Origin of the sequence: Pseudobacillus wudalianchiensis (assembly GCF_001685015.1) — a bacterium.
Lineage (GTDB): Bacteria > Bacillota > Bacilli > Bacillales > Domibacillaceae > Pseudobacillus > Pseudobacillus wudalianchiensis.
On record NZ_MAYT01000027.1, the window covers coordinates 323,782 to 344,966 of the forward strand.

The following is a 21,185-nucleotide window of genomic DNA, read 5'->3' on the forward strand; positions in this document are numbered from 1 at the left end:
ATGTAGACCGCATCACGATCTCCATCCTCAATTAGTTTTTTGCTTCTTCAACTAGTTCCTCAAAATCTTCATCATAGCCATTAATACGCTGTGTAGCATTCATCCATTCTGCAAACTCTCCACCTACTGACAATACCTTTTTCACCGCATCTACAGGGTCTACTACACCGTAAGATTTAAGGAGTTCTTTATTTTTAAAATCTGGATAAACTGTTGACTCGATTCCCATACGGGCAATCCAGCGGGCTCTATTTAACTGCTCGCCTACTTTTTTGCCATTCTCTTTGACCGGCTCAATGCATTCTTTTTCTAGCTCTTCGATTCGCTCTGTTGTAATAGGCTTCATTAGAAATGGGATCACTTTTCCCTCGTTATCTTTGTATCTCTTTGAAACATAGACTTCTTCCTCCGTTACTGCCTGGGCTCTCCCTGCCATAAAGAAACTCATATCACGTTTTGTCATAGCTCATATTCCTCCAATTAAATAGTTTGATTGTTATTAAAAAAGAGAACCATTAAAAGTCCTCTCGCAATTCCTCTGGCATATCAATGTCTTCAAATGTAAATGGTAATTCTTCCTCTAAGATTTCTCCCTCTGCATTTAAGCCAGCTACCTTGGCGCTATCGAAGTTAACATCATAAATAGTTACTCGTTCTGTTCCTCTACCAGATGATTTATCATCCAGCACCTCTTGAAAAGTGAAATACGGATCTTCTCCTGTTTTTACATAGTTGATCATTAATCGAACAAACTTAGAAGTAACCTTATAAACAGTCAGTGTGCCGGTACCACTCGCCCCGACAGTTTTATGTCCTGTCATTCGCCGCCCTAAAACTTTCACTTCAGTTTTCTCTTTTTCTATATTTGCTTCAAAGCTTTTAACGTAGGCCATTTCCTCTCCGTCTAAGAACAAGCGGCCTTCTTTTCCACTAATTGTGTTACCCGAACGAAATGCCATAGATTAACGAACCTCCAGCCCGAAATAAAATTTCTCCCCACTGTCCACTGGTTGCACGCCAGTGTTGATATAGAAACCATCTCCGTCATTGTTAATGGTAATCTGAACATCATTCTGTGAATTAAAATTCTTGATAGCTCCGCCTTCTTGCAAGGTGTTCATATAAATGGTTACTAAAGTGCTGAGAATTTGAATCCCATCCCCATTCACAGGAATATCCTGTCCTTTTTCTTTTCGAATCTTAATCTCTCGTTTTAACTCGCGAGTGATATCATTGTTTATTGCATCCATGATCCGAATAATCTTGTTCTTTTGGAACTTCTTATCTTTTTCTTTCGTAAAGGACACAAATGAGTTGATATCCTTTTCAACCGTTACGGTTTTATCACGAGCATCGAACGTTAGCATAAATTCACCTTTAGCCAGCCGCTCAACGATTTCATCATTATCATAACGAGGGAAAACATCAATAGCCCCTTCATATTCAACAAACGTCAGAGACTGATTGATCGTTGCACCGGCAGAGGCACCAGCAACCCAAGCTGTTGTTTCAGCTGGAGTAAGTGTTCTATCAGGGAGTACCGCTCCGTTTGTCACATTGATAATCCCTTCAAAATCAGCCGGAGCGTTAGCAAGTACGCCTTGAACCTTTACTCCTTGCTGATCACGTACACGACGAATAAATGAGATAAAGGCCGCTTTTAACTGTTCTTCCTCTGCCACTGGTAAGGCAATAGTATCGAAATACTCTGTTTCGGAAGCAGCTAGAAATTCCAAGTAATCAAGGTTTGTTGGTGTGCCATCAGCGCCACCAGTTAACTTGATGCCTGCGGAGTTAGTCAACTCTCCGGTACCTTCGAATGTAACCCAAGCATTTGCTTTTAACTCGCTTGCATTCTCTACGATTTGCTTATCAACGGCTTTGCTTCCCATAAAAGTTGTGACATCTTTCTTTGTTTCATCCACCACATTAGAGGCGATTTTGATCATAATGTCATTGCCTTTTGTACCGCCATATACGGCTGTTGCAGTAACTCCGGTTGCTACTTCTGCAGATGCTTTTGTACCTTCATTTACTCGATAAGCAAGGACTGTTTTAGCTTTCTTTTTCGCTTCGCGCAAAAGCAAAAGGGCCGGATCGTTAATATCCAACCCGAGTTTCTTCTCCACATCTTCTGACTTTGTAATCTCGATAAACTTCTTTGGTTCTCCCCAATTTAAAACGAGTGGAAGAGCTACACGACCTCTGTCCCCCACAGATAAACGCTCATTAGGAGCTGAGGTAAAACGAAAATAAAAACCTGCACGTGCCTTTTCCTCGCCAGGGATAAATGCTCCACCGTTCATTGTTTAACCTCCTTCTTTAAGAAAGCGTCAATACGCTTCTTTACTTCCGTCTTTGTTGCTTGAATATCTTTCATGCCTAAAACAGCCCCGTCAAAAACTTCCGGCTTAACACCAAAAAGCTTTTGAGAGTGCTCGCGCAATTCATGTAAATAAAATTTCGGTTCTGCATCAGTTGTTTTGGAAGCAGTTTGTTCCGCTTTGCTTGTCATGATTTCACCTCACTATCCGTTTCAAAGTTCTCAAACAGCGCATAATCTTCTTTCTCATAAAAATAACGACTATCCCATGTTACTTGGATAATCGCTACTCCACTGTCTGATATTCTTGTTTCAATACGATTGATTCTTATATATTCCCCTGTTAGAGCTCCTGTTTGATCAATCATTGGTATAAGTCCTCGTTTACTGTTAACAACATCAGCAATCCGCTCGGCCTCATTATTTGCCTGTTGTGAATCCTTATGAAACAACTTCACTGGCAAACTATATGTTTTCATAAAGGTAGAGAGAGTATCATTGCTATTAAAAGCGAAAGGAGGAGGGAAATACATACTTGGAACCACAAAGTTTTCCGGCACTTCTTTCGTATAGATCTTACAGGGAAACAGCTTGTAGAAATAACTCATAAGGGATGCCACTTCTGGATTCAATGCTCCACCTCCTAAAACTCTGTATCTAACCACTGCTGCATACGACGCTCTAAGCTCCTTTGAAAAATCCTTTCAAAAATAGCGAGAGCATTGTCCCAATAATGCGAGCCTTCTACCCACTTTTCTCTCAACATCATGCCAGTACTGGCTCCTGGTTCATAAACAAATCGATCACCTCTCCAATATCCGGGTACAAAACGTTTCTGTTGAAAGTGACCATCGTTTGCGTAGCTGGCATATGCCAACCGAGTTCCAATCTCTAACGTCAATCCACCTTCACTAATAGACCAAATCCCCTCAGAATCCCCTCGATTGAAAGAGTTTAGTAGCCTTCGAGTATCCACTGTTTCTGTCCGAATAATCTCGTCTTGAATCAGGCCGAGAAAGTCCATTCCAAGACCTTCAAGCCATAAACCGAACTCCCTTTTCAGCCCTCCATCAGTAGCTTTCTCCACCTGTTTTATAAATTGTTTTAGACCGAGTATTTTTAAGCTCATAGGCGTTCACTCCGAGTAGCTGTTACTTCGATATGATGATTCTTGATCTTTTTTGGAATCTGCAATATCAATTCAATGCCGTTCCAGATTATTTTGTCATTCATCCTAATGTCTGCAGACGGCAAGAAGTGAACAAGAAACGATTGAATCACCGTTGGATTAGGTTCTCCTTGGAGAATGGACTGATTCTTTTCCGTGAAGTAGCAAGGAACAGCAGTAAGGTTCGGAATCTTGCCATAGGAAAATTCTTCTTCCAAGTCACTCCCCGGTATGCCCCATGCTCCCTCACTCTTATCCTTCATCAAATGGTAGACATCACATCGATGAGTTAAAAGATTACGGTAACTCATAAGGCTCTCAACCTCATTTGAACACCGCCACTGTCTATCGGTTCCGTTTTAATAAATTCTTTCAATAAGCTTTTAACGTCTGGCTTTCGAATGGTTTGTCCATTGGCAAGCGTATAAGAGTAGTCCCCTATCTTTTCCGAGATATAGCCCTTGACGATTGATTCATCACTATTAATGAGTGCGTAGAATTGAACCATTTTCAATAAGGCTAGTCTTACTTTATCGGGAAGCAGAGCAACCTCAGAAAAGTCATGACCGACAATACTCTCGATCTCGATTTCTGCCTCCAGAATATCTTGTTCGAGTAGCGATGCCGGCCGCTCTTTTACTGCATCAAACACAGAGTATGCAATAACATCTGCGGGAGTGATGAGCAACATCTATCACTCCTTTTCTTTTTCTTCTTCATTGACGATTTTAAAGTACCCTGTTTTTACCGCTTCTTCGGCTTCTTTCTTTGTCTTCACTTCAACAAAAGGGTTACGAGCGTCAGCACTCACAATTCCGCTGTACGATAAAGCTTTGATCAATTTTAATTTCGTCATGTAAAAACACTCCCTATGCCAAACCTTTTACTAGGACAGCAGCATCTTTTTCTTCGATAATTGGATCAAAATCAAGGTGAACTACATAGAAGCGCTTATCTTGCATAATAGCCTCTTTGCCCTCAACTGTTTTGCGGATTTTCACGTCGTACGTATTAACAACAATCAAGTTTTTCGGATTGACCAACATCATTTTATCTTTAGGCATACGTGGTACAGTCACGAAAGGAATGCTAGCCGGTGCATTCATAATGGATTCTGAAAGACCGCCACCATTTTTAATATTTTCGTTTAATAAATAATGCTCCCACTTTTGTTTCAAAGAGGGAGCAACTAGCCAACGTAATGAACCATCATTATATTTATCTGGTAATTGAGATAGGGCATCATAGAATACGTTAAGAGAAATAGCCCCCGCATCTTTTGCAGAACGATCTTCTACATGCGAACCTGTAGTCAGTTGTTTTAACCAACCATCATTGATTTTCAAAAAGTCATAGTCAGGATCTGTATCAAGAGTCGCTTCGTCGCCATTTAAATATAGATCTTCTAGGTCGATCCCTAGTTGAGTTGTCATAAGTTTTGTTACTGTGTCTTCAAAACCCTGTCCTTCAATATTTTCACGTAGAGACTCTTCTGTAATTTCCCATGGCAGTCGTACAGCTGTTGTTGAGTATTCAACCTTATCGAACTTTGGTTTTTGACGGTATCCATCGTCTGTATCTTCTGTTTTCTTACGTAGAATACGAGAATCAATACCAATCTTATCGATTTCACCAGTTTTTGCACGCCGCATTTCTTTGCGGATTAATCCACCAAGCGCTGTTGCTTCAAATGTCTGCTGAATAAATTGTTTGGACTGTTCAGGGTTTAAAAGACCTGAAGTAATCGAACCCGTTGTAATTGCCCCGTCTTTCAAAATCTGATTATTAGTGATAGTCATAGACTTTACTCCCTTCAATTAAAGAATCCCGCTTAGATAATGTTTCTGAATCTCTTCGTTCTCTGGTTCTTCTTGCGATTGCTTAGAAATATTGCGGGCTTTCTCTACTGCTTCTAAACGCTTGTTTAGCGGTTCCAACGCTTTTGCAATGGTCTCCTCTAATTGCTTGCTGACATCATCTTGAGCCTGTTCTGATTGCTGCTCATTCTTTTCAATAGAATCCAAGCGTTTAACAAGTGGTTCCAGTGCCGCTTGTACGGCCTTTTCAATATCTTCTTTTTTCACTACGTCTTCCTCCTCTTCAACTTCTGACTTCAGCTCATTCAGAGCTTCAAATGCTGCATTGATTTTATCCATACGAGCGGCTGAAATCTTTCTCCCAGCCTTTTCAATGCTTCCCAAATCCTTCTCTGAAGCTCTTTGATTATCTTCTTTGCCAGAGAAGAAGTTTTTAATCAAATTAAAAAAGCCTTTCACTTCATCGTTTTCCGATTTAGTAACAGGCTTTTCGTGTTGCTTTTCAATTGTCTCAGCAGTACCGGCCATTGAATATCCAGTAATGGCTCCTTTCTTAATCTCTCCCCAAATCTCATCAGATGCCTTCGTAACAAGCACCCAAGATCCCTTTTTAATTGTCTCTTCACCAATCGTAAAGTCTGCTGGTGCAATGTAAGATTCAACCACCTCACCGACTCCTACATTGAAGTCATGCTGCTTATCGATATTGCGAGCATCTCTCATAAAGCCATGAGCCGCTTTTTCAATTTCTGGAGCTGTCATATAATCCCCATGTGAATCTTCCACATCTGGCTCATAAACAATTCCATATACTAGCTGCTGCTCTTCCTCTTCTTTGTTAATGAATAGCTTCACTTCTTTTTGAAAGTTTGACTCTCTATCTGATTTAGTAAAGAAAAACTGCTTCTGGTTGGCTCCTTTGTCCACGTAAGAAACATGAGTAATATTAGCGTTAATTAATTCTCTTGGCATTTATCGCTCACCTCCCTCCATAAGATATCCCCTAAAAAATATATCTTCATAAGGCTCACTCCATTCTAAAAAATGGTATAATCATATAAGCACTTATACGCTTAGGTTAGGGTCAGCAACCATCAGTGCAATTCCGCTGGGAGTTATTTCAATAGTAGTTTTATTCGCCCTCTTTTCGCTAATGAGATATGCAAGTTACAGATTGATGTCCACGTCTGTGGTATCAAAAAAGGAGGAGTTGCCTATGAAAAAAACAAAATTCCGTAAAACGTTTTTTGAATTCCTAGGGTCAGCGATTGAAACTATGTGGGCGTTTATTATTGGATACTCAGCTAGTGCTACGCTGGCCTAAGCGTATAATTTATACTTCATTCATTACCTGTTGTCTCAACTCCTCTTTCTCTTCCTTACTTAATCCAAGAATAGATTCACTAACCACGGGAGATAGCACGCAATGACAATTCACCCGCTCACTGGCTGGTAAAGATGGATCTCTCGGATAATCGGCTGCATAACCATTTACATTAAACTTTTCATCAACAGGGATCTCTTTACCGTCTAACTCTTGATGCTCTTTGCGCGGTTTATTTTTCTTTGATCCAGAATGTCGCCACCGCTTTTTCTCCACTGCTGGGCTTTGACGATAGGCTTCAACTTGAGCTACAGATGATGCCGTTAAGACCTCTGTTATTGCCGTTGTGCGAGCACGTTGCCGGTCAAATTCAGGCAAGTCCTTTATGGCTAGCTCTGCATCCTGAATAGAGCCGCCTTCCTCAATGACTTTTTTCAACTCCCTTTCAAGCGCTTCATGAGTGTTCAACTCCATCAATTTACCAAGTTCCTTGGACCACTCCTCAATCCAAGTGACGCTTCGGTTAGATAGTGTCTCGAAAGGCACGTCTTTATCTATTGCATCCATTAGTTCAGCAGCCAAACCAGCTATTGTTAACTGAAGAAAAGCAGATGTCTCTTCCTCCATTTCCTCTGCAAATTCATCTTCTGCGAATAGATTGCTTGTCAGATAGATCAATAAGGCCTGCAAAGTGATGTCCTTTCCTATATAGGATTTAACACCGTCTAAATAATACTTCCGCTGTTTCCTTAGCAATTTAGCTATCTTTCTCTCATAAACTTCAACATAACCGGGTATACTTTCTAAACCGAGGAAGTCAGGAATAACATCTGTGAGCCTTTCACCTTCTTCCTCGGCTTTAGCAATGTACTCATTCAGGCTTACTAGTAATTTGTCCACTTTGCTCATGACCGAATCTCCTCCAGCACATCCCGTAAGTCTTTTAAAATGTTAATCAACTCATTTTGTCCTGGCATTGCTTTTGATTTGGTCAACAAGGCTAGTGGATTGCTTTGTTGCTGCTGCAGACTATTTAAGACCACTGGGAACGGCACGTTATACTCATCAGGAAGTGTTTCGAGTTCTTTTCCGAGTAAGTGTCCTAGTAAATCTCTTAAATCGTTAGGTACAGCTGCTCCAGCATTAATAAATGGCGTTAATGCATTAGCTGTTTCAAGGGGATCACCAAAATTCGGTCCCTTTAAAGCTAACCTGACATTAAAAATATTCAAGTCTGGCAGAAACAACGTATTGAGCTTACCTACAATATTATTTCTCTCAGGTTGGAAGACTTGCTCCTCCGTCACTTTCCGAGCCGTATCCGCCGTGGCTTTATTATAATCTTGAGACTCACCTGTATATAAAGGCGGCAGCCGGAAAGCAGAACGGATTTTGTCACGGCTTTTTTGATCGTATTCCAGGAAGAGCGCGTCCTGTTGAAGAATTTCAGCAAGTGGTTTAATCTCTACTTTTACTGGAGTAATCTTCTCATCCCCCATTGACAAGCCTTCCTGTTCTATCCCCTCCGCCTCTAACAATAAGAATTTATGAGCGTTCTCTACGCCTTCAATGCCATTCATATATTCTTGAATGGCTGTGTAAGAGTCCTCCGACAACATGCCATTTTCTACTGTGATAACAGCTGGTACATGACGCCCTTGCTTAAAGTACAGATAATTGAGCTCTTCCGCTTTCCTAGCACCGTATAAATGTACAATGTGGCCAATCCAGCGAGGAACGCCATATGTACCGCTCCCAATTTTAAAATGAATGATTTCTGTTGCGCGTAAGTTTTCCGGCGTATTTTCATCAAACTTCCCATTGGCCAGATTCATGATTCGTGGATCTCCGTATTCTTTGAAGTACACTTTCTTTCCATTAATCATCTGGACAAACTTCCGGAATGTACGCCACCGCTTAATCTGCTTCTTCTCACCATTCTCTGTGATGAAATACTCCACTTCTTCAGGAACGGTTCTGGCACCAATTCTCATATACTGGCCATCCACATATTCAATACCAGCTGGCCGATTTAATGAGTCTCGTAAAACCTCGATATATCCGTTTCCCATCTTTTCACGATCTTCAAGTGCATAGCCCAAAATCGTTTCAGCTTCCTCGTCATAGTTCAGATAACGAATAAATTCTTCAAGCCGAATCCATTCTTCTTCTGCAGCTTTCTTCTCCTCTACAGACAGAGTCTCATCATTCACATCAAATACATATTCAGGCTGAAACCCAAATCCAACAATGTTTGTTTTGTACGCATCTATGCATTGTTGAATGATTGTTGAGTACTCACCGATTGCTTTTAACTCTTTCAAATTGTAAGGCGGTTGAACAATATCATCTCCATAGGAGGACTGAAATGGATCATCGTATATTTGTTTGCTATTTACAGAAAGTCCTTCTGTCTTAAACACACGGACATTTAACTTCTGCTGGCTCATTGTTTACCTCCTTTCGCGCTTTGGCCGTTTTCTCTCTTTTTGTTTTTCTTTTAGATCAGCTACCTCATATCCGTCTAAACCATACCAAGCGGCACTACATTTTGTTATCGCAAAGACTCTTTATTCTCTGCTTCTTACGGTTGTTTTTCCCGTAAGATCGGACTATCTTTTAATTCACTGTAATCCAAAGGGTATATCTTAAATTTTTCTCTAACTAACCAGTTATATTTAATCGCATCAGTAACATTCACTTTGTTTTCAAAAAACTCTCTTGCTCTTCTATTATTCGGAAAATACTTTTTTTCTCCCGTATGCACATTTTCGACAACTACAGTTTGATATCCTGATTCTTTATTAATCTTGATTATCTGCTCAATTTTTAGTGGTTCACTTAGAAAATAATAATTTTTAACCCTTCTATTCAGTCCTCTTGTTTGTGAATAGCCAAGTGTTTGTATAGTAGCTTGATTCATCCCCCTAAATTCCCCCACAAAATTGAGAAGGTAATCGTAAACAAAAATCGTTTCTGTTCTTTTAAGCACTTGCCTTTCAGTGCCCGTACCGTAGTTCACATTATCAATACGACTTATCCATTCTAGATTGCAGACATCATTATTTTCTTTATTCTCATCTTTATGGTTAACTTCCGGTAAATTTGTGGGATTTGGAATGAATGCCATAGCAACCAGCCGGTGTACGTATGCTTTTTTCCATTTCCTTATACCTTTGATTTTTAGGGAAACTACTTTATAACCTCTTCCATTATCATGCTGAAACAAATACCCTTTTTTACTTTCCGAATATACATTTCCTTTTTCGTCAATAAAGTAAATGTCTAATACGTTTTCATACCCTTTTAAAGTGTTTATCTGGATCATATAATATCACCTCATGAATATTATAACGTACCAAATAACACAATGTTAATACTATCAACAGTGAATTTCGCGGTCTCGTGGACGAATTATTGTTTCCTCATCGTCTAGTCTCTGCCCCTGACTATGCCTTTTATTTCATAGCCTTCGGTTCGGATTAGCAATTTCAGCCTTCCCGCTTAATCCCGCGATTTATACACGTCTAGTTATACCACCAACGTGTGAGCATCGATATTGAATTCATCCGGTATGATGTGGCCGTTTCGGTCTACCTTGTACACAAGGTTTTTCCATTCACGGATTGTGTTTGGACATTCATCGGAACAGATAATTTTACGGAATCGTTTCATTTTCTTTGTGTTTTGTAAGCGAGAGCCCGGAAACTTATGAGCACCAACCATGTTGAAGCCTTGTTTGCGGAAATATCGAATGGTTTTCGGCTCTGCGCTATCAGCAATAATCCGCTCACCGTTTTCCCTAAGTTCCTTTAGATCCTCCGCTGTCTCATCATCCGTTTGATTATTTTTGTAATACTCCCAGTAGATGTACAAGTAAAGCTTCTCTGTATCTACCACCATACGTAAAGCAGCGTTAAAGGAATCCACAAATCCAAAGTCCATTCCAGTACGGAACAGTGGCTTCCCAATGTTGTTTATTGCTTCTAAAACATCATTGTGAGGAGCTTCTTCGAACTGTGGCAGCACTCGCTTTCCATTCATGCCAAAATGACCTTTCCGAGCAACGCGGTAAAGGTCTGGATCGTACTCTTTTAGCTCTTCCAACTGTTCAATATAGCTTTCAGGTAAAAATAAATTGTCATCAGCCGTTGAGTGGTGATAGTATGTGTCATTCGTTATGATAGTTTTCTGTTTGTACAGCTCCTGGTCATCAAGAATGAAGCGGTTATTCTGCTCATCTTTGAAGAAGTGCAAATAGGTCCAGTTATCCTCTCCCACTGGATTCGTTGAAAGAATCATATGCAGTTTCAAGGCTGGATGTCTTAAACGGCCAAGTAATTCTTTAAAGCCTGCATATTTGACCTCAGAACATTCTTCTACCCATATAAGAGAAACATTGTTGATTGATTTCAATTTCGCTGGCTTATCCATCCCTTTAAAGATGATCTTGCTGCCGTTTGGAAAGCGAATTTGCATGGGAGAGCTAACACACTTGATTTTATGATCCAGTTCTAGATCAGTAACAATCTCTTCAAGCAACGAGAATGTAGAATCCCTATGTGTGTCGTACACTTCTCGGACAACCAAAGCGGTCCGTTTCTCTTCAAGTAGCTTTAAAATAATTTTTAGGGCTACATGATAGCTTTTGCTGCTGCCATAACCTCCGACAAGAAACTGAAACTTTGTTGACCAATCAAAAAGAAAATCTTCGAAGTGAGGATTTACTTCTTTTTCAATCATGAACCCTCACTCTTTCGCTTAATAAGAATTTCAATTGGGCCGTCATCATCGCTGGATAGCTTATCAACTTCAGCTTTGGTTTTTTGGATAGTGAGGTTCATTTGCTCAAGCTTCAAGCGACGTTCATCATCAATATGTGCTAGTTCATCAAACTGTCTAATCAAATTGCGAAGTTCAGCCATTGCTCTAGATTGAGCATTTAAAAACGTTGCCTGACGATCCCAAGCGAACTGAAACTCCCATTCTCGTTCTTCCGAAAAGTCTGCATCCTTTTTCTTTTTGAGCTCTTTGATCATTTCTTCTTTACTATCAACAAACATAATCCTCTGAGCCCGGATAATAGCAGCATACTGAATTTGAATCTGATCCCAGATTAAATCAGCTGGTGACCGTTCATTGAGGCTTTCCATAATCTCTAACGTTTCTTCGGGGAGAAATTTAGAAAAGAAGCCATGAGTAACAGCATTCTGATTCCCTTTTGGAGCAGCCCCACCTTTATTTCCTTTGGCATTTATATTTCCCTTGGGTGCACCTCTCTTTTTTGTGTGCACACTTTTTTCCGAGGGTGCACCCCGGTTGCGATTCCATCCATAACGCTTTTTCCAAGACTTTACCGTGTTGATAGATACCTCGTACTTTTCAGCAATGTCTTTGTATTTCATGCCTTTGACGTAATCTTTTTCTGCTAATACATACTTTTCAGCCATGCTACATCACCTGCCACCTCCGATATTTATGTTTGTTTTGGGAAAGAAAAAAGCACCCCGAAGGATGCTTTATTAATCAATAAAACTATTCTATTTTATATCCATCTTCATCAACTTCTATAATTCTACAAGTTAATACATTAGACAAATTTGTCAAATCACCTTTTGTTCCGAACCAACCATTTGAACTATCCATTACTTCGCTTGCAACTCGAGTATAACTTTGTCTTTCATATTCAAGATATAATTTTTTATCACCATTAACCAGTTCAAATTCTATATTGAATTTTGCCATGTTATATCCTCCTTTTGACTTTCTAATCAAAACCTTTGGTACAACACCTAAACAATAGCCTTAATTTCATACTTCTTCACATTAGCCAAATTAATGCCACCATTTTCTACTATATAAAACCCTTTCGCCTTTTCAAGTTCATCCTTAAGTTCCTCTTCTGAATTTCTCTGTACATCCAGTGTAAAAACTTCATTATTTTCGCAATAAAAATCAATTGAATATTTTTTTATTTTACACACCCCCTCTATCTACACAGTTCGATATAAGGGAATATTTTCCTACATCATTTATTCGACAAATACCGGCAATCGGTGAAGAGATCGTCAGCACAATTGGTTCTAGTGAAAAAACGCTATCGCAAGGATAGCGAATAAGCTATATTTATTTCCTCTTTATGCTACCGCGAACCCGCTTGTATGTATCTCTATTTGTACCCATAAGCTCCAAAATGTCTCTTCTGGATAACTTCTCTTTTTCAACAGAAATAGCAGCTAATTTCTCTTTATCAGCTATAGAAAAATGTTCTTTCATTTTTATCTCCCTCTCAATAAGCACCGCCTTACGCTATTTGCTTTTATATTTTTAGGTTTTCCGCTCCCGTTCAATCACCCAGGAGGATAGCTAGGATTGTGGAAACGGCAGGCCATTATTGCACCACACCTTGCATTGGACTTTCACCAATTGCATCCCCGTGACGATCGCACGCAATCCTGCTAAGCTCCGATTACTCCCCCTGTACAGCTGGTAACCTTCATCGCTATTCGATCCATCCGAGTACATCATTGATAAAGGAAAGATGCTTCTCCTACCAGCCAAGTAACTAGCTGATAAGAAAATCTTACCTTCAATGGAAAAATAAAAAGGTGCCCAAAATGGTACCCATTTTGTTCGATTTTTGTCCGAAATTTATCCGGTTTTTATTCGATTTTTTTCCAAATAAAATAACAGCACTTGTAGCTTTGGAGCAATGATTGATCAAGTTACTACTAATAACCTTGATAAACGAACAAAAAGAAAGAGCATATTTTGAAAAAAAGATTGATCAAAACATACTCTTAATATTTTCAATTGACTCATTCTTTTATAAAAAGTTAATTACTTCCTATCTATTCTATATTTCTCAACAATCGCGCCCGTTTGTTGAAGATGGACTCATTAATCAGAAATAATGAGTCCATCTTCTGCAACTTGCCTCTGATCAGTAGAATTTGGGTTTACAACCAATTCAAAGGATACTTTTTGGCCATGTTTTAGAAATCTGAATCCATCAGGAAACCTTTCCGTATCAAGTAAAATAGAACTGAAATTAAGAAAAGAATCGCTGATTAGTGAGTCTATTATAAACCAGTGAAAGCAACAACTATCATAAAGTGCTATTCGGCTTCTTGATTGATAATTTTTTTAATATGTTCCTGCCAGCTAACAACGCAAAATACAAAGAAATTGTGACTAGTAATATTGCATAAAAGTCTCGTCTAGCAAGGTAAGTTGTAGAGTGAAGACCTTTTATAAGTAAGTGAGCAAACAGGTAGGAGATAGGCAATAGAATAATTTTTTCTAGTACATTTCTTATTTTTTCATTCTTACGGAATATGACCAATCCAATTCCACAAATGAGTAAAAATCCTATAGCAAATATCACATAGTAGCTTAAAACTAGCCGAGGTAACATAATAACAGAACCATCCGTTATTGGATCTCCATAAATTAAAATATTTTCACTTCCATCGGTATTGTAATAATAGATTGAAGCGACCGTTTCTCCATTCGGGTTTAAGACAGTATTTTCTAGGTTGTTTTTGCTTATTTTCTGGTGCCAAATCGTTTCCCATGTAGTTATATCATAGACATAACCTGAATTGTCTGCTGCTGGATATTTTTCTACATGGAATCCGGATACTTCTTCACTAAAATTCAAAAGTACAGTTCCATCACCCTTTTCAATGATTGAAACCGCATTTTCATTATAAGAAATGTATGCTGGCGCTGTCAGATAAGCCATTGTAACCACTGCAAAAACCAATGTTACCATGACTGAAAGAATAATTGTTTGCAGCTTTTCCCTTCGCAATGTATTTTGTATGTTTCTTAAGGGATCTATATCAGTATCTATTGGCAGTTCTTCAAGCGTCCTCATTTCTTCAAGTCGTTTTTTGCAGTTTTCACAAGAAGCTATATGTTCTTCAACGATATCTCTAGTATCTTGACTTGCCATATCCTCGACATATAACGGCAGTATATCCCTAATCATATTACAGCTAATTTTCATCGATAATCCCCCAATCGCGCTTTAATCTTTTCTCTAGCTCGGTGATAAGTAACACAAGCCCAGTTATCACTTTTTGCAAACAATTTGCCAATTTGCTTAAATGACAGTTCTCCAAATACACGGAGCGTAAAGACTTTTTTATAGGGCTCTTTTAAATTCTGGATAATTTCATGTACCTTCATAGACGCTTCTGTAGTGGTTATTTCTTGTTCTACATTGTCTTCACTAGCTGGTTCTGGAAGTGACTCTAAATCTACAAAGCTTTTTTTCTTACGCAAATAAGAGTAATAACTGTTTTTGGCAATTTGGCATAACCAAACACGGATATCACTATCCCCTCTGAAACTGTCTAGCGATGCTAATGCCTTCATAAAAGTTTCCGAAGTGATATCTTCAGCGATATACTTATCGCCAGATAAACTATACACATATAAAAATACATCTTTAAAGTATGTATTATAAATATCCTCAAGCTGTGTCACCATCTCACCTCCTTACATATAAGACGCGATAAACTCAAATATCTTACAAAAATATAAGAAAACCGTACAAAGTACGCCCGGTCCTTCTTTCCTCTACCATAATTATTGGAAATCCTGTAGTCGATACTCCTGCCCATGTATCCCTTTATAATATTCAGGGAACATTTCTCCTCCACATTGTTCACACTGAAATCGGTTTAGTTTAAGTGAAATATATACAATCTTTATACTAACTAATATCTTATTACCAAGGCGATCTTCAACAATCTGGCCCTTTAATGGAGTAACATAAATAGAGGTTTACAAAATCAACAATAAAAAATAAAAATCCTGTTTTAACACAGAATTTTGATCAAACTTTACTAAGAATTATCAATCTTTGTTTTAAATCTACAGCGCTCAGATAATTCCAAGCGCTGTAGCCAGACGATATATAGCCGCTCTCTTCTTCTCATAGTATTTTCCTTTCTTTAGGCCTAGTTCCATATAAATATTAATGTCCTTCGTCTCCTGAGAAGTAAAATACTTCATTTCAATGATTCTCCTTTCAATAAAGTCCAGGCTGTTCTCTAAAGCACGTTCGATTTGCTTCACTTTTAACTCATTGAGCCGATCTTGCTGCCGTACTGAGGGAAACAGATTAATAACACCGGCTGCTTCCTGTTCTTTTTTATTCTCTATTTGAACTTTAAGTGCCCGATAGTCTCTGAGTTCTCCAATAATCAATTTTTGTACTTCTTTCTCATCTATCTCTCTAAAGAACTTTAATTGTATTGCATTCATATCCCTTACCCCCTTATAAAAATAAAATAGGACACCAAACAATTAAGCAGCTCCATACTGCCTTAAAGTTTTGGTGCCCTCGGTTTTTCCGTTAGGCTATCTATTAAGTTGCGGACTATTCATTAAACCCTCTATCTACGAAGATTAACTCCTATAACTTAATTTTTTCTAGTAAATTCAATATACCTTGTTCCTTGAAAAGTTAAAGTGCCAACATCTCCTTCCGCAATCATTCCATACTCCTTACCTGAAACACGAAACTCTGACCGATCACCACTTTCGAATTCGAATGTGATAAAGTAAGTCGTGGAGGAACTATGAAGAGGGGCTGTGTTATCGTGATGATTGTGATGAGTATGTCTAGCAACATTTGTTCTTTTAACTTTTGCCGTTGCAGGAACAGATAAGCGAGGAGACTCTTCATTTTTTATCCATTGACTAAGACCTTTGAATAAGTTAACTATTATCACTATAAAAATAGTTACAAAAATAATCCCTATGAATGTAGGCGCGAATGTAAATAGCCAATCCCCACTTTCACTAACCTCGTACATGAAATATACCCCCTTGTTGTGATATAAAAATATACGAATAAAATAACAGAAAGATTCAATTTTCCTTTAAATGACATCCTGACCAGACATTCTAACCCGCTGGCTTCTTATCACGTCAAACACCCTACCCTCCTTCCAGATGATCGTGTCTTCTCCAAATTGTTTAGACGTCACCTTCGTCAGCTGACCATCAATAACTACGTAAACTGCATTCTCCATTAGATTAATTTCTGCTGTCATTTTTTCTAAATTAATTGCTGCTTCTTTCAGCAAGACGTCCCCGATCTGTTAAGATATAGGTACCGACGATATTCCAAAGGCCGAGAGCTTTCCTGGCTTTTTTGATATAATTCACTCCGTCGATAACATCACAACAATCCAGGAGCGCAACATTTCAACTTTTTAACCCCCTCAATATGAACTTGTGGCCAACCAAACGGCAAACCATTATAAGTGACCAGTGTTTCTTCTTTCCAATTCTTTCTGAAACAAATCCAGTATGTAACATTGTTACTGCACATACTCTTCAACTGGATCACTTACCGTCAACATGAAAGCTATCCATCTTTTAGTGTCTTCTGCCAATAAGCACAATCCCTCTGCTAAAAGCGTTAGATTGCACTTCTATTAAAAATTCAAGTTGATTCCTCCTTCTTTTTTCAACGGAATACGACTTAGTGTATAAGGCTTATCTTTTTAAACAAGTACAAATTTCCAGTGCAGTCTGATATAATTTCCCTTGTTGACAAAAATATTTCGACAAATTTCTTCAATATATTATAAATCACCTTCATAATTGTAATAATTACCGGAAAGGGGTACTTATTGTGCTTCCAATAGAACTTATCTGTCATGAACTCAAACGTTTAACAGACGACTATTATAAATGTGAAAATCCCACTATAAAAAGCCTTATATATTCTGATATCAAGCTTTTAAGTAAAGCTCTGTTCCTTAGTGACCAGTCAGATATATGAATAGCTTAAGAATCTATCTCTTTGAATACATACTACTGACAGACCCTAGCTTATTCCATTAAATGCATTTCGCTTTAGATAAGTCAGGAGCGCTCCTAGCTCTTTTGTATATTTTCATCCAATTTGGAAATAATGCTTAAAGAGTCATCTGTTCGTCCCCCCTTAGAACATATACAGGTTAATAAATCTGCCAGGAGTTTTCCTGGCTTTTTTGATGCAATCCACTAATTTGACAACATAACAAAATTTCACACATATAATATTTTTACCTTTTAAAGCCCGCAACACGGACTAATACCGACAACTACTCTACGGGTGTAGTCGGGAAGCCGACTCCCCTCGTTCTTGCCCCTCTACTTTTACGAATTGTGGTCAGTCAAACAACAAGTCATTGTAGGTTACAAGTGCTTCTCCACGCCCGCAAAATCACTTGGATACACTGGATGAACTTCATAGTAAATACAATTCACTTAATCCTGCACTTTCAATGGAACATGCCGCACCACGAAAGACACCCCCTGACAAATTACTCATGAATTTCAAGTTATTGTCATGCTATAGTGGATGCACGAATAAAAATTAAGTTATTTTGAGAATTTAGAGACTGTTCTTAGTCACCCTCTCACCTTAATAGAAGGGAGGCACCATAAGACATGTCATCAAATCATACAGAAACAATGTTAAAAACCTTAAAAGATTTCTCTACTTGTGAAATAGTACTAACTTTAAAGCATAATGATGGTACGCCACTAATTTCCGTATGCTATCAAAAGAATGGTTATCAAATAACCTGTTTGAAAAGTCTTATTACTGAAACCTATAATGATATTGAAGATACAATTTCAGCTATTGATAAAGCGTTGCAAAATAGTTACGAAAAAACTCTGATTAATTAGGGATTTTTATTTTGCAATCTTTGTTTCACAGTTTCAGCGGAATATCCAGTAAATATGTCTAATCAAAACAAGTAAGTTAAATAACCTCCTGATAATTGTTTATTTAGAGATTTGCCTCTTGTGGGAAAATGGTATTATTGGTAAACTTGCCTTTCACAGTCTTTTTACTGTGAGAAGGAGTGTCACTATGGTAAGTGAGAGCGAGCGTCTGATCTTCGCAAGAGAATTAAATCATTTACTTAGTGAATTAAACAGATGTAAAGATGCTCAGTTAAGAGCCCTCATCTGCGAACATATTTCCTTAGTGCGTTTGGTATTAATCGGTAAATCTGATTAATGCTTTTTTTATCCAATGTTTTCTCCTAGATCAATGTACTTTCCTAACAGCGCGTCTATCTGCTTCCCTCACCTTCTTTTTCTTCCGCATATAAGCCCGATACTCTTCCGCCGGCAAAAACCCCTTATGAGCCGGACTATATGTAAGCAATCTCAGTATATGGGGATACTTCTTCTCAAACAGCTTCCTCTTGATCTTAAAAGCTTCTGTTTCCACTCCCTTGATGTCTACTACTTCAATGCTTCCGTTTTTCTTATGCACTTCAAAATCGGCCACATACTCAATTTTCCGGTGCGTTACACCATTCTTCGTAAAAGCTTCTTGGAGCAAGTACCGTGGCTGAATCCGGAAGAAGAGAATTCGATCATTCGCCTGCAGCCGTTTCAGATGCTTATAATACTTCGCTTCAGCTTTGCTATCGAAAGTGATGCCGTCCACCACCACTTTCTTAGAGCCATATTTTGATTTCACTTTCCTCAACTTGCATCCTTCCCAACTAACTCAGCCAGCCGCATAGCTTCTTCTAATCGTTTATCAAACTCTTCTTGCCTCTTCTTCTGGATATCTCCCGGCATTGGCCCACACTTTGGACAAGGCTGTTTCATCCACCCAAATCCAATGTCATTTGTGGCTACATAAGTGCCGTTGCATAAATTGCACATTCTCTCTTCCCCCTATTCGAGTAACAAATCTAGTAAATTTTCATTTTCTTGCTTAGCTAGTTTGCTGCGGATCTTTTCTTCCGGCATATGAACTGGATAAGTCATTTTTTCGATTCTACTGCTAATCCGCCCCTGTGGATATTTGTAATCCAGCTCATCAATGCTGAGATTGCTTGTGAAAATCGTTATTTTTTGATGTTGTAGACGGAAATCTAAAATGCGCGTGAAAGTTTCTTCCACCCAATCCGTTACTTTTTCCACCCCAATATCATCTAAAATCAGCACATCTACTTTCTTTACTGAATCGATAATGTCTGATGACCTTATACTTGATTCTTCCGAAAAAGTTTTTTTGATCTCTCCAATCAAATCAGCTGTCGGAGAATAGTAAATGCTCAACGGATTCTCTTTTGAATCTTGTGTTTTTAGCAAAGCGTTTAGGATGCTAGCCGCTAGCCTTGTTTTGCCGCTTCCTTTGATTGAGCTATACAAGTAAAGTCCTTTCCCCTTCTCTTTCATAAGATCGAAATTTTTTACGAAATTACCGGCAATACGCTTTGCTTTAGCTGCCCTTTTTTTCGATTCATCTTGTTCATATATGTTGATATTAAACGATTGAATCGTTATGCTCTTAAACTCATCTGGCATCTGTGCAGCTGAAAGCTTTCGTTCTAACACTTTAATCTCTCGACACTTGCATTTTTTCATGAACTCATAATTTTTTTCATGGTCCTTGATCCATATAAGACCTGTGCCATCACATTGTCGATAAGGACATTCTTCAGAAATCAAACTCAGTGTCTCGTATCTCTCTGAGAAGACCTTTTTCTCTGGCAATTTGTTCGAGTCTTTCAGCTTCTGCGCGAGTACTGGATTGCTCTGCTCCAACCGCTGTAGCAAGTTGCTCATCATTTCCATTCGTGATAGCTCCTTTCCTATTCTTTAAGATCATTAGCCCACGTCTTGCTTCATGCTCTTTTGTATTTCGAAGGATACCTAACGTATACTGTTCGCGCTTATCATCATACTGTTCAACGTGCTTCCAGAGGGCATAATGCAATTGATTTACACTGTACTTGTTTAATTTCTCAATGTGCTTAGTCAATAGGGCAGCTGAAATATTACAGGTTTGTCGATTAAGACGGATGCAATCAAAATAAGCAACCAAGATTTTCTTTGATGTGCCTTCTGGTAAAGCGTTGGTTTGCAAAGCGAAATCAACAAAAATTTCAATGTCGTTAATGGAAGTCAAATTCATGTTTTTGACGTTCGCTTCGTCGATATACTCTTTTAATGTTTTATTGATGTTAGTAATGCTGTTTATAAATGCTGTTATAGTGTGGTTTTTCTGTTGATTTTTTAGTTGGTCACTCTGTTGGTTTTTCTGTTGGTCATTAATGCTTTTCAAGTCTCTTTCTTCTCTACTGCCACAAGGCTTTTCAGTTTTTTCTTGTTGGTTTTTGCATTGGTTCTTGTGTTGGTCGCCTTGTTGGTTTTTCTGTTGGTTGCTTTTTTTGTTATAACCCTCCAACTTCTGAAAGTTATCGTAATTTAAGACAGTTATTAATAGCCCTTTATTCTTTTTAAATGGCTTCGATCTGATATAGCCCCCATCCTCAAGCCTTTTGATAGAGCTTCTTATTTCAGCTCTGGACCAGCCTGTTTCACTTGAGAGACTTAAAGAAGATGTAATCAATTGACCTCTTCTACAGTTGATACTATCTTCATAGTTTGCCAGGTCGTTAAACAACTGATAGAGCATTTTGTCTTTAACATTTTTGAACTGTAATCGGGGCTGGATAACAAACCCCGATGCCTGTATTCGATTATCCATGTCCCCGATCGCTC

At 38.6% G+C, this 21,185-nt stretch carries 28 protein-coding genes and 1 pseudogene; 1 reads left to right on the forward strand and 28 read right to left on the reverse strand.

All coding sequences use genetic code 11. From position 1 onward, the window contains the following. Positions 1-31 precede the first annotated feature (31 nt). From A8F95_RS14745 to A8F95_RS14850, 24 genes and pseudogenes are all read right to left on the reverse strand, one after another. Entirely contained in the window at positions 32-463 is a 432-nt protein-coding gene (locus tag A8F95_RS14745) for a phage tail assembly chaperone (protein ID WP_065411195.1), read from the reverse strand. A 52-nt stretch (positions 464-515) separates the two neighbouring features. Then, positions 516-959 carry a phage tail tube protein gene (locus A8F95_RS14750; protein WP_065411196.1) on the reverse strand — a complete coding sequence of 148 codons (444 nt, stop codon included), beginning with the start codon at positions 957-959 and terminating at the stop codon, positions 516-518. 3 nt (positions 960-962) lie between these two features. Then, positions 963-2,306, reverse strand: a complete 1,344-nt coding sequence (locus tag A8F95_RS14755; protein ID WP_065411197.1) for a phage tail sheath family protein — start codon at positions 2,304-2,306, stop codon at positions 963-965. Beyond that, entirely contained in the window at positions 2,303-2,515 is a 213-nt protein-coding gene (locus tag A8F95_RS14760) for a YqzN/YkzM domain-containing protein (RefSeq protein WP_065411198.1), read from the reverse strand. Before A8F95_RS14760 ends, A8F95_RS14755 begins: the two co-directional genes overlap by 4 nt. Continuing rightward, on the reverse strand, positions 2,512-2,955 hold the full coding sequence (locus tag A8F95_RS14765; RefSeq protein ID WP_065411199.1) for a phage tail terminator family protein: 444 nt from the start codon (positions 2,953-2,955) through the stop codon (positions 2,512-2,514). Before A8F95_RS14765 ends, A8F95_RS14760 begins: the two co-directional genes overlap by 4 nt. An 11-nt stretch (positions 2,956-2,966) precedes the next feature. Beyond that, a complete protein-coding gene (locus tag A8F95_RS14770) occupies positions 2,967-3,452 on the reverse strand; it encodes an HK97 gp10 family phage protein (protein ID WP_065411200.1) in 486 nt (161 codons plus the stop codon). Continuing rightward, positions 3,449-3,802: a DUF3599 family protein gene (locus tag A8F95_RS14775; RefSeq protein ID WP_065411201.1), complete on the reverse strand. Its 354-nt coding sequence runs from the start codon at positions 3,800-3,802 to the stop codon at positions 3,449-3,451. The genes A8F95_RS14770 and A8F95_RS14775 overlap by 4 nt, the downstream gene beginning before the upstream one ends. Next, complete coding sequence (gene yqbG / locus A8F95_RS14780) at positions 3,799-4,182, reverse strand: protein YqbG (RefSeq protein WP_245671353.1); 384 nt, start codon at positions 4,180-4,182, stop codon at positions 3,799-3,801. The genes A8F95_RS14775 and yqbG overlap by 4 nt, the downstream gene beginning before the upstream one ends. 3 nt (positions 4,183-4,185) lie before the next feature. Continuing rightward, the gene (locus A8F95_RS22580) at positions 4,186-4,347 is read right to left on the reverse strand and encodes a hypothetical protein (protein WP_176713715.1); all 162 of its coding nucleotides are present in this window, start codon (positions 4,345-4,347) and stop codon (positions 4,186-4,188) included. Positions 4,348-4,360: 13 nt separating this feature from the next. Continuing rightward, positions 4,361-5,290 carry a P2 family phage major capsid protein gene (locus A8F95_RS14785; protein ID WP_065411202.1) on the reverse strand — a complete coding sequence of 310 codons (930 nt, stop codon included), beginning with the start codon at positions 5,288-5,290 and terminating at the stop codon, positions 4,361-4,363. Positions 5,291-5,308: 18 nt separating this feature from the next. Next, positions 5,309-6,280, reverse strand: coding sequence for an XkdF-like putative serine protease domain-containing protein (locus A8F95_RS14790; protein ID WP_065411203.1), 972 nt, complete (start codon positions 6,278-6,280; stop codon positions 5,309-5,311). 361 nt (positions 6,281-6,641) lie between these two features. Beyond that, complete coding sequence (locus A8F95_RS14795) at positions 6,642-7,541, reverse strand: phage minor head protein (protein WP_065411204.1); 900 nt, start codon at positions 7,539-7,541, stop codon at positions 6,642-6,644. Beyond that, on the reverse strand, positions 7,538-9,082 hold the full coding sequence (locus tag A8F95_RS14800) for a phage portal protein (protein ID WP_065411205.1): 1,545 nt from the start codon (positions 9,080-9,082) through the stop codon (positions 7,538-7,540). The genes A8F95_RS14795 and A8F95_RS14800 overlap by 4 nt, the downstream gene beginning before the upstream one ends. A gap of 134 nt (positions 9,083-9,216) precedes the next feature. Then, positions 9,217-9,960: an HNH endonuclease family protein gene (locus tag A8F95_RS14805; protein ID WP_065411206.1), complete on the reverse strand. Its 744-nt coding sequence runs from the start codon at positions 9,958-9,960 to the stop codon at positions 9,217-9,219. A 212-nt stretch (positions 9,961-10,172) separates the two neighbouring features. Then, positions 10,173-11,372 (reverse strand): annotated as a pseudogene (locus A8F95_RS14810) (PBSX family phage terminase large subunit); the annotation flags it as partial. Continuing rightward, positions 11,372-12,082 (reverse strand): phage terminase small subunit, encoded by a 711-nt coding sequence (gene terS / locus A8F95_RS14815; protein ID WP_065411208.1) that lies wholly within the window; start codon positions 12,080-12,082, stop codon positions 11,372-11,374. The gene terS and the pseudogene A8F95_RS14810, both read right to left, overlap by 1 nt. An 85-nt stretch (positions 12,083-12,167) precedes the next feature. Continuing rightward, a complete protein-coding gene (locus A8F95_RS14820) occupies positions 12,168-12,377 on the reverse strand; it encodes a hypothetical protein (RefSeq protein ID WP_065411209.1) in 210 nt (69 codons plus the stop codon). 47 nt (positions 12,378-12,424) lie between these two features. After that, the gene (locus A8F95_RS14825) at positions 12,425-12,616 is read right to left on the reverse strand and encodes a hypothetical protein (RefSeq protein ID WP_065411210.1); all 192 of its coding nucleotides are present in this window, start codon (positions 12,614-12,616) and stop codon (positions 12,425-12,427) included. 142 nt (positions 12,617-12,758) lie between these two features. Continuing rightward, entirely contained in the window at positions 12,759-12,908 is a 150-nt protein-coding gene (locus A8F95_RS22585; RefSeq protein ID WP_176713716.1) for a hypothetical protein, read from the reverse strand. An 832-nt stretch (positions 12,909-13,740) separates the two neighbouring features. Next, positions 13,741-14,646: an anti-sigma factor family protein gene (locus A8F95_RS14830; protein WP_065411211.1), complete on the reverse strand. Its 906-nt coding sequence runs from the start codon at positions 14,644-14,646 to the stop codon at positions 13,741-13,743. Next, a complete protein-coding gene (locus A8F95_RS14835) occupies positions 14,643-15,131 on the reverse strand; it encodes an RNA polymerase sigma factor (protein WP_218060674.1) in 489 nt (162 codons plus the stop codon). The genes A8F95_RS14830 and A8F95_RS14835 overlap by 4 nt, the downstream gene beginning before the upstream one ends. A 396-nt stretch (positions 15,132-15,527) precedes the next feature. Further along, complete coding sequence (locus tag A8F95_RS14840) at positions 15,528-15,911, reverse strand: ArpU family phage packaging/lysis transcriptional regulator (protein WP_065411213.1); 384 nt, start codon at positions 15,909-15,911, stop codon at positions 15,528-15,530. A gap of 158 nt (positions 15,912-16,069) precedes the next feature. Next, positions 16,070-16,465: a DUF2500 domain-containing protein gene (locus A8F95_RS14845; protein WP_065411214.1), complete on the reverse strand. Its 396-nt coding sequence runs from the start codon at positions 16,463-16,465 to the stop codon at positions 16,070-16,072. A gap of 66 nt (positions 16,466-16,531) precedes the next feature. After that, positions 16,532-16,738 (reverse strand): DUF3954 domain-containing protein, encoded by a 207-nt coding sequence (locus A8F95_RS14850; protein ID WP_245671355.1) that lies wholly within the window; start codon positions 16,736-16,738, stop codon positions 16,532-16,534. 1,357 nt (positions 16,739-18,095) lie between these two features. On the opposite strand from A8F95_RS14850, the gene A8F95_RS14855 reads away from it, so the two are divergent. Continuing rightward, positions 18,096-18,338 (forward strand): hypothetical protein, encoded by a 243-nt coding sequence (locus A8F95_RS14855; protein WP_065411215.1) that lies wholly within the window; start codon positions 18,096-18,098, stop codon positions 18,336-18,338. Between the two features lie 367 nt (positions 18,339-18,705). Here A8F95_RS14855 and A8F95_RS14860 read toward each other — a convergent pair whose 3' ends face one another. The 4 genes from A8F95_RS14860 to A8F95_RS22590 all read right to left on the reverse strand — a co-directional run bounded on the left by A8F95_RS14860 (position 18,706) and on the right by A8F95_RS22590 (position 21,171). Further along, positions 18,706-19,146: a DUF1064 domain-containing protein gene (locus A8F95_RS14860; RefSeq protein WP_065411363.1), complete on the reverse strand. Its 441-nt coding sequence runs from the start codon at positions 19,144-19,146 to the stop codon at positions 18,706-18,708. A gap of 5 nt (positions 19,147-19,151) precedes the next feature. Next, positions 19,152-19,337, reverse strand: coding sequence for a hypothetical protein (locus A8F95_RS14865; protein WP_065411216.1), 186 nt, complete (start codon positions 19,335-19,337; stop codon positions 19,152-19,154). 12 nt (positions 19,338-19,349) lie between these two features. Beyond that, positions 19,350-20,045, reverse strand: coding sequence for an ATP-binding protein (locus A8F95_RS14870; RefSeq protein WP_176713717.1), 696 nt, complete (start codon positions 20,043-20,045; stop codon positions 19,350-19,352). Between the two features lie 73 nt (positions 20,046-20,118). Continuing rightward, on the reverse strand, positions 20,119-21,171 hold the full coding sequence (locus tag A8F95_RS22590) for a hypothetical protein (protein WP_065411218.1): 1,053 nt from the start codon (positions 21,169-21,171) through the stop codon (positions 20,119-20,121). Between the last annotated feature and the right edge of the window lie 14 nt (positions 21,172-21,185).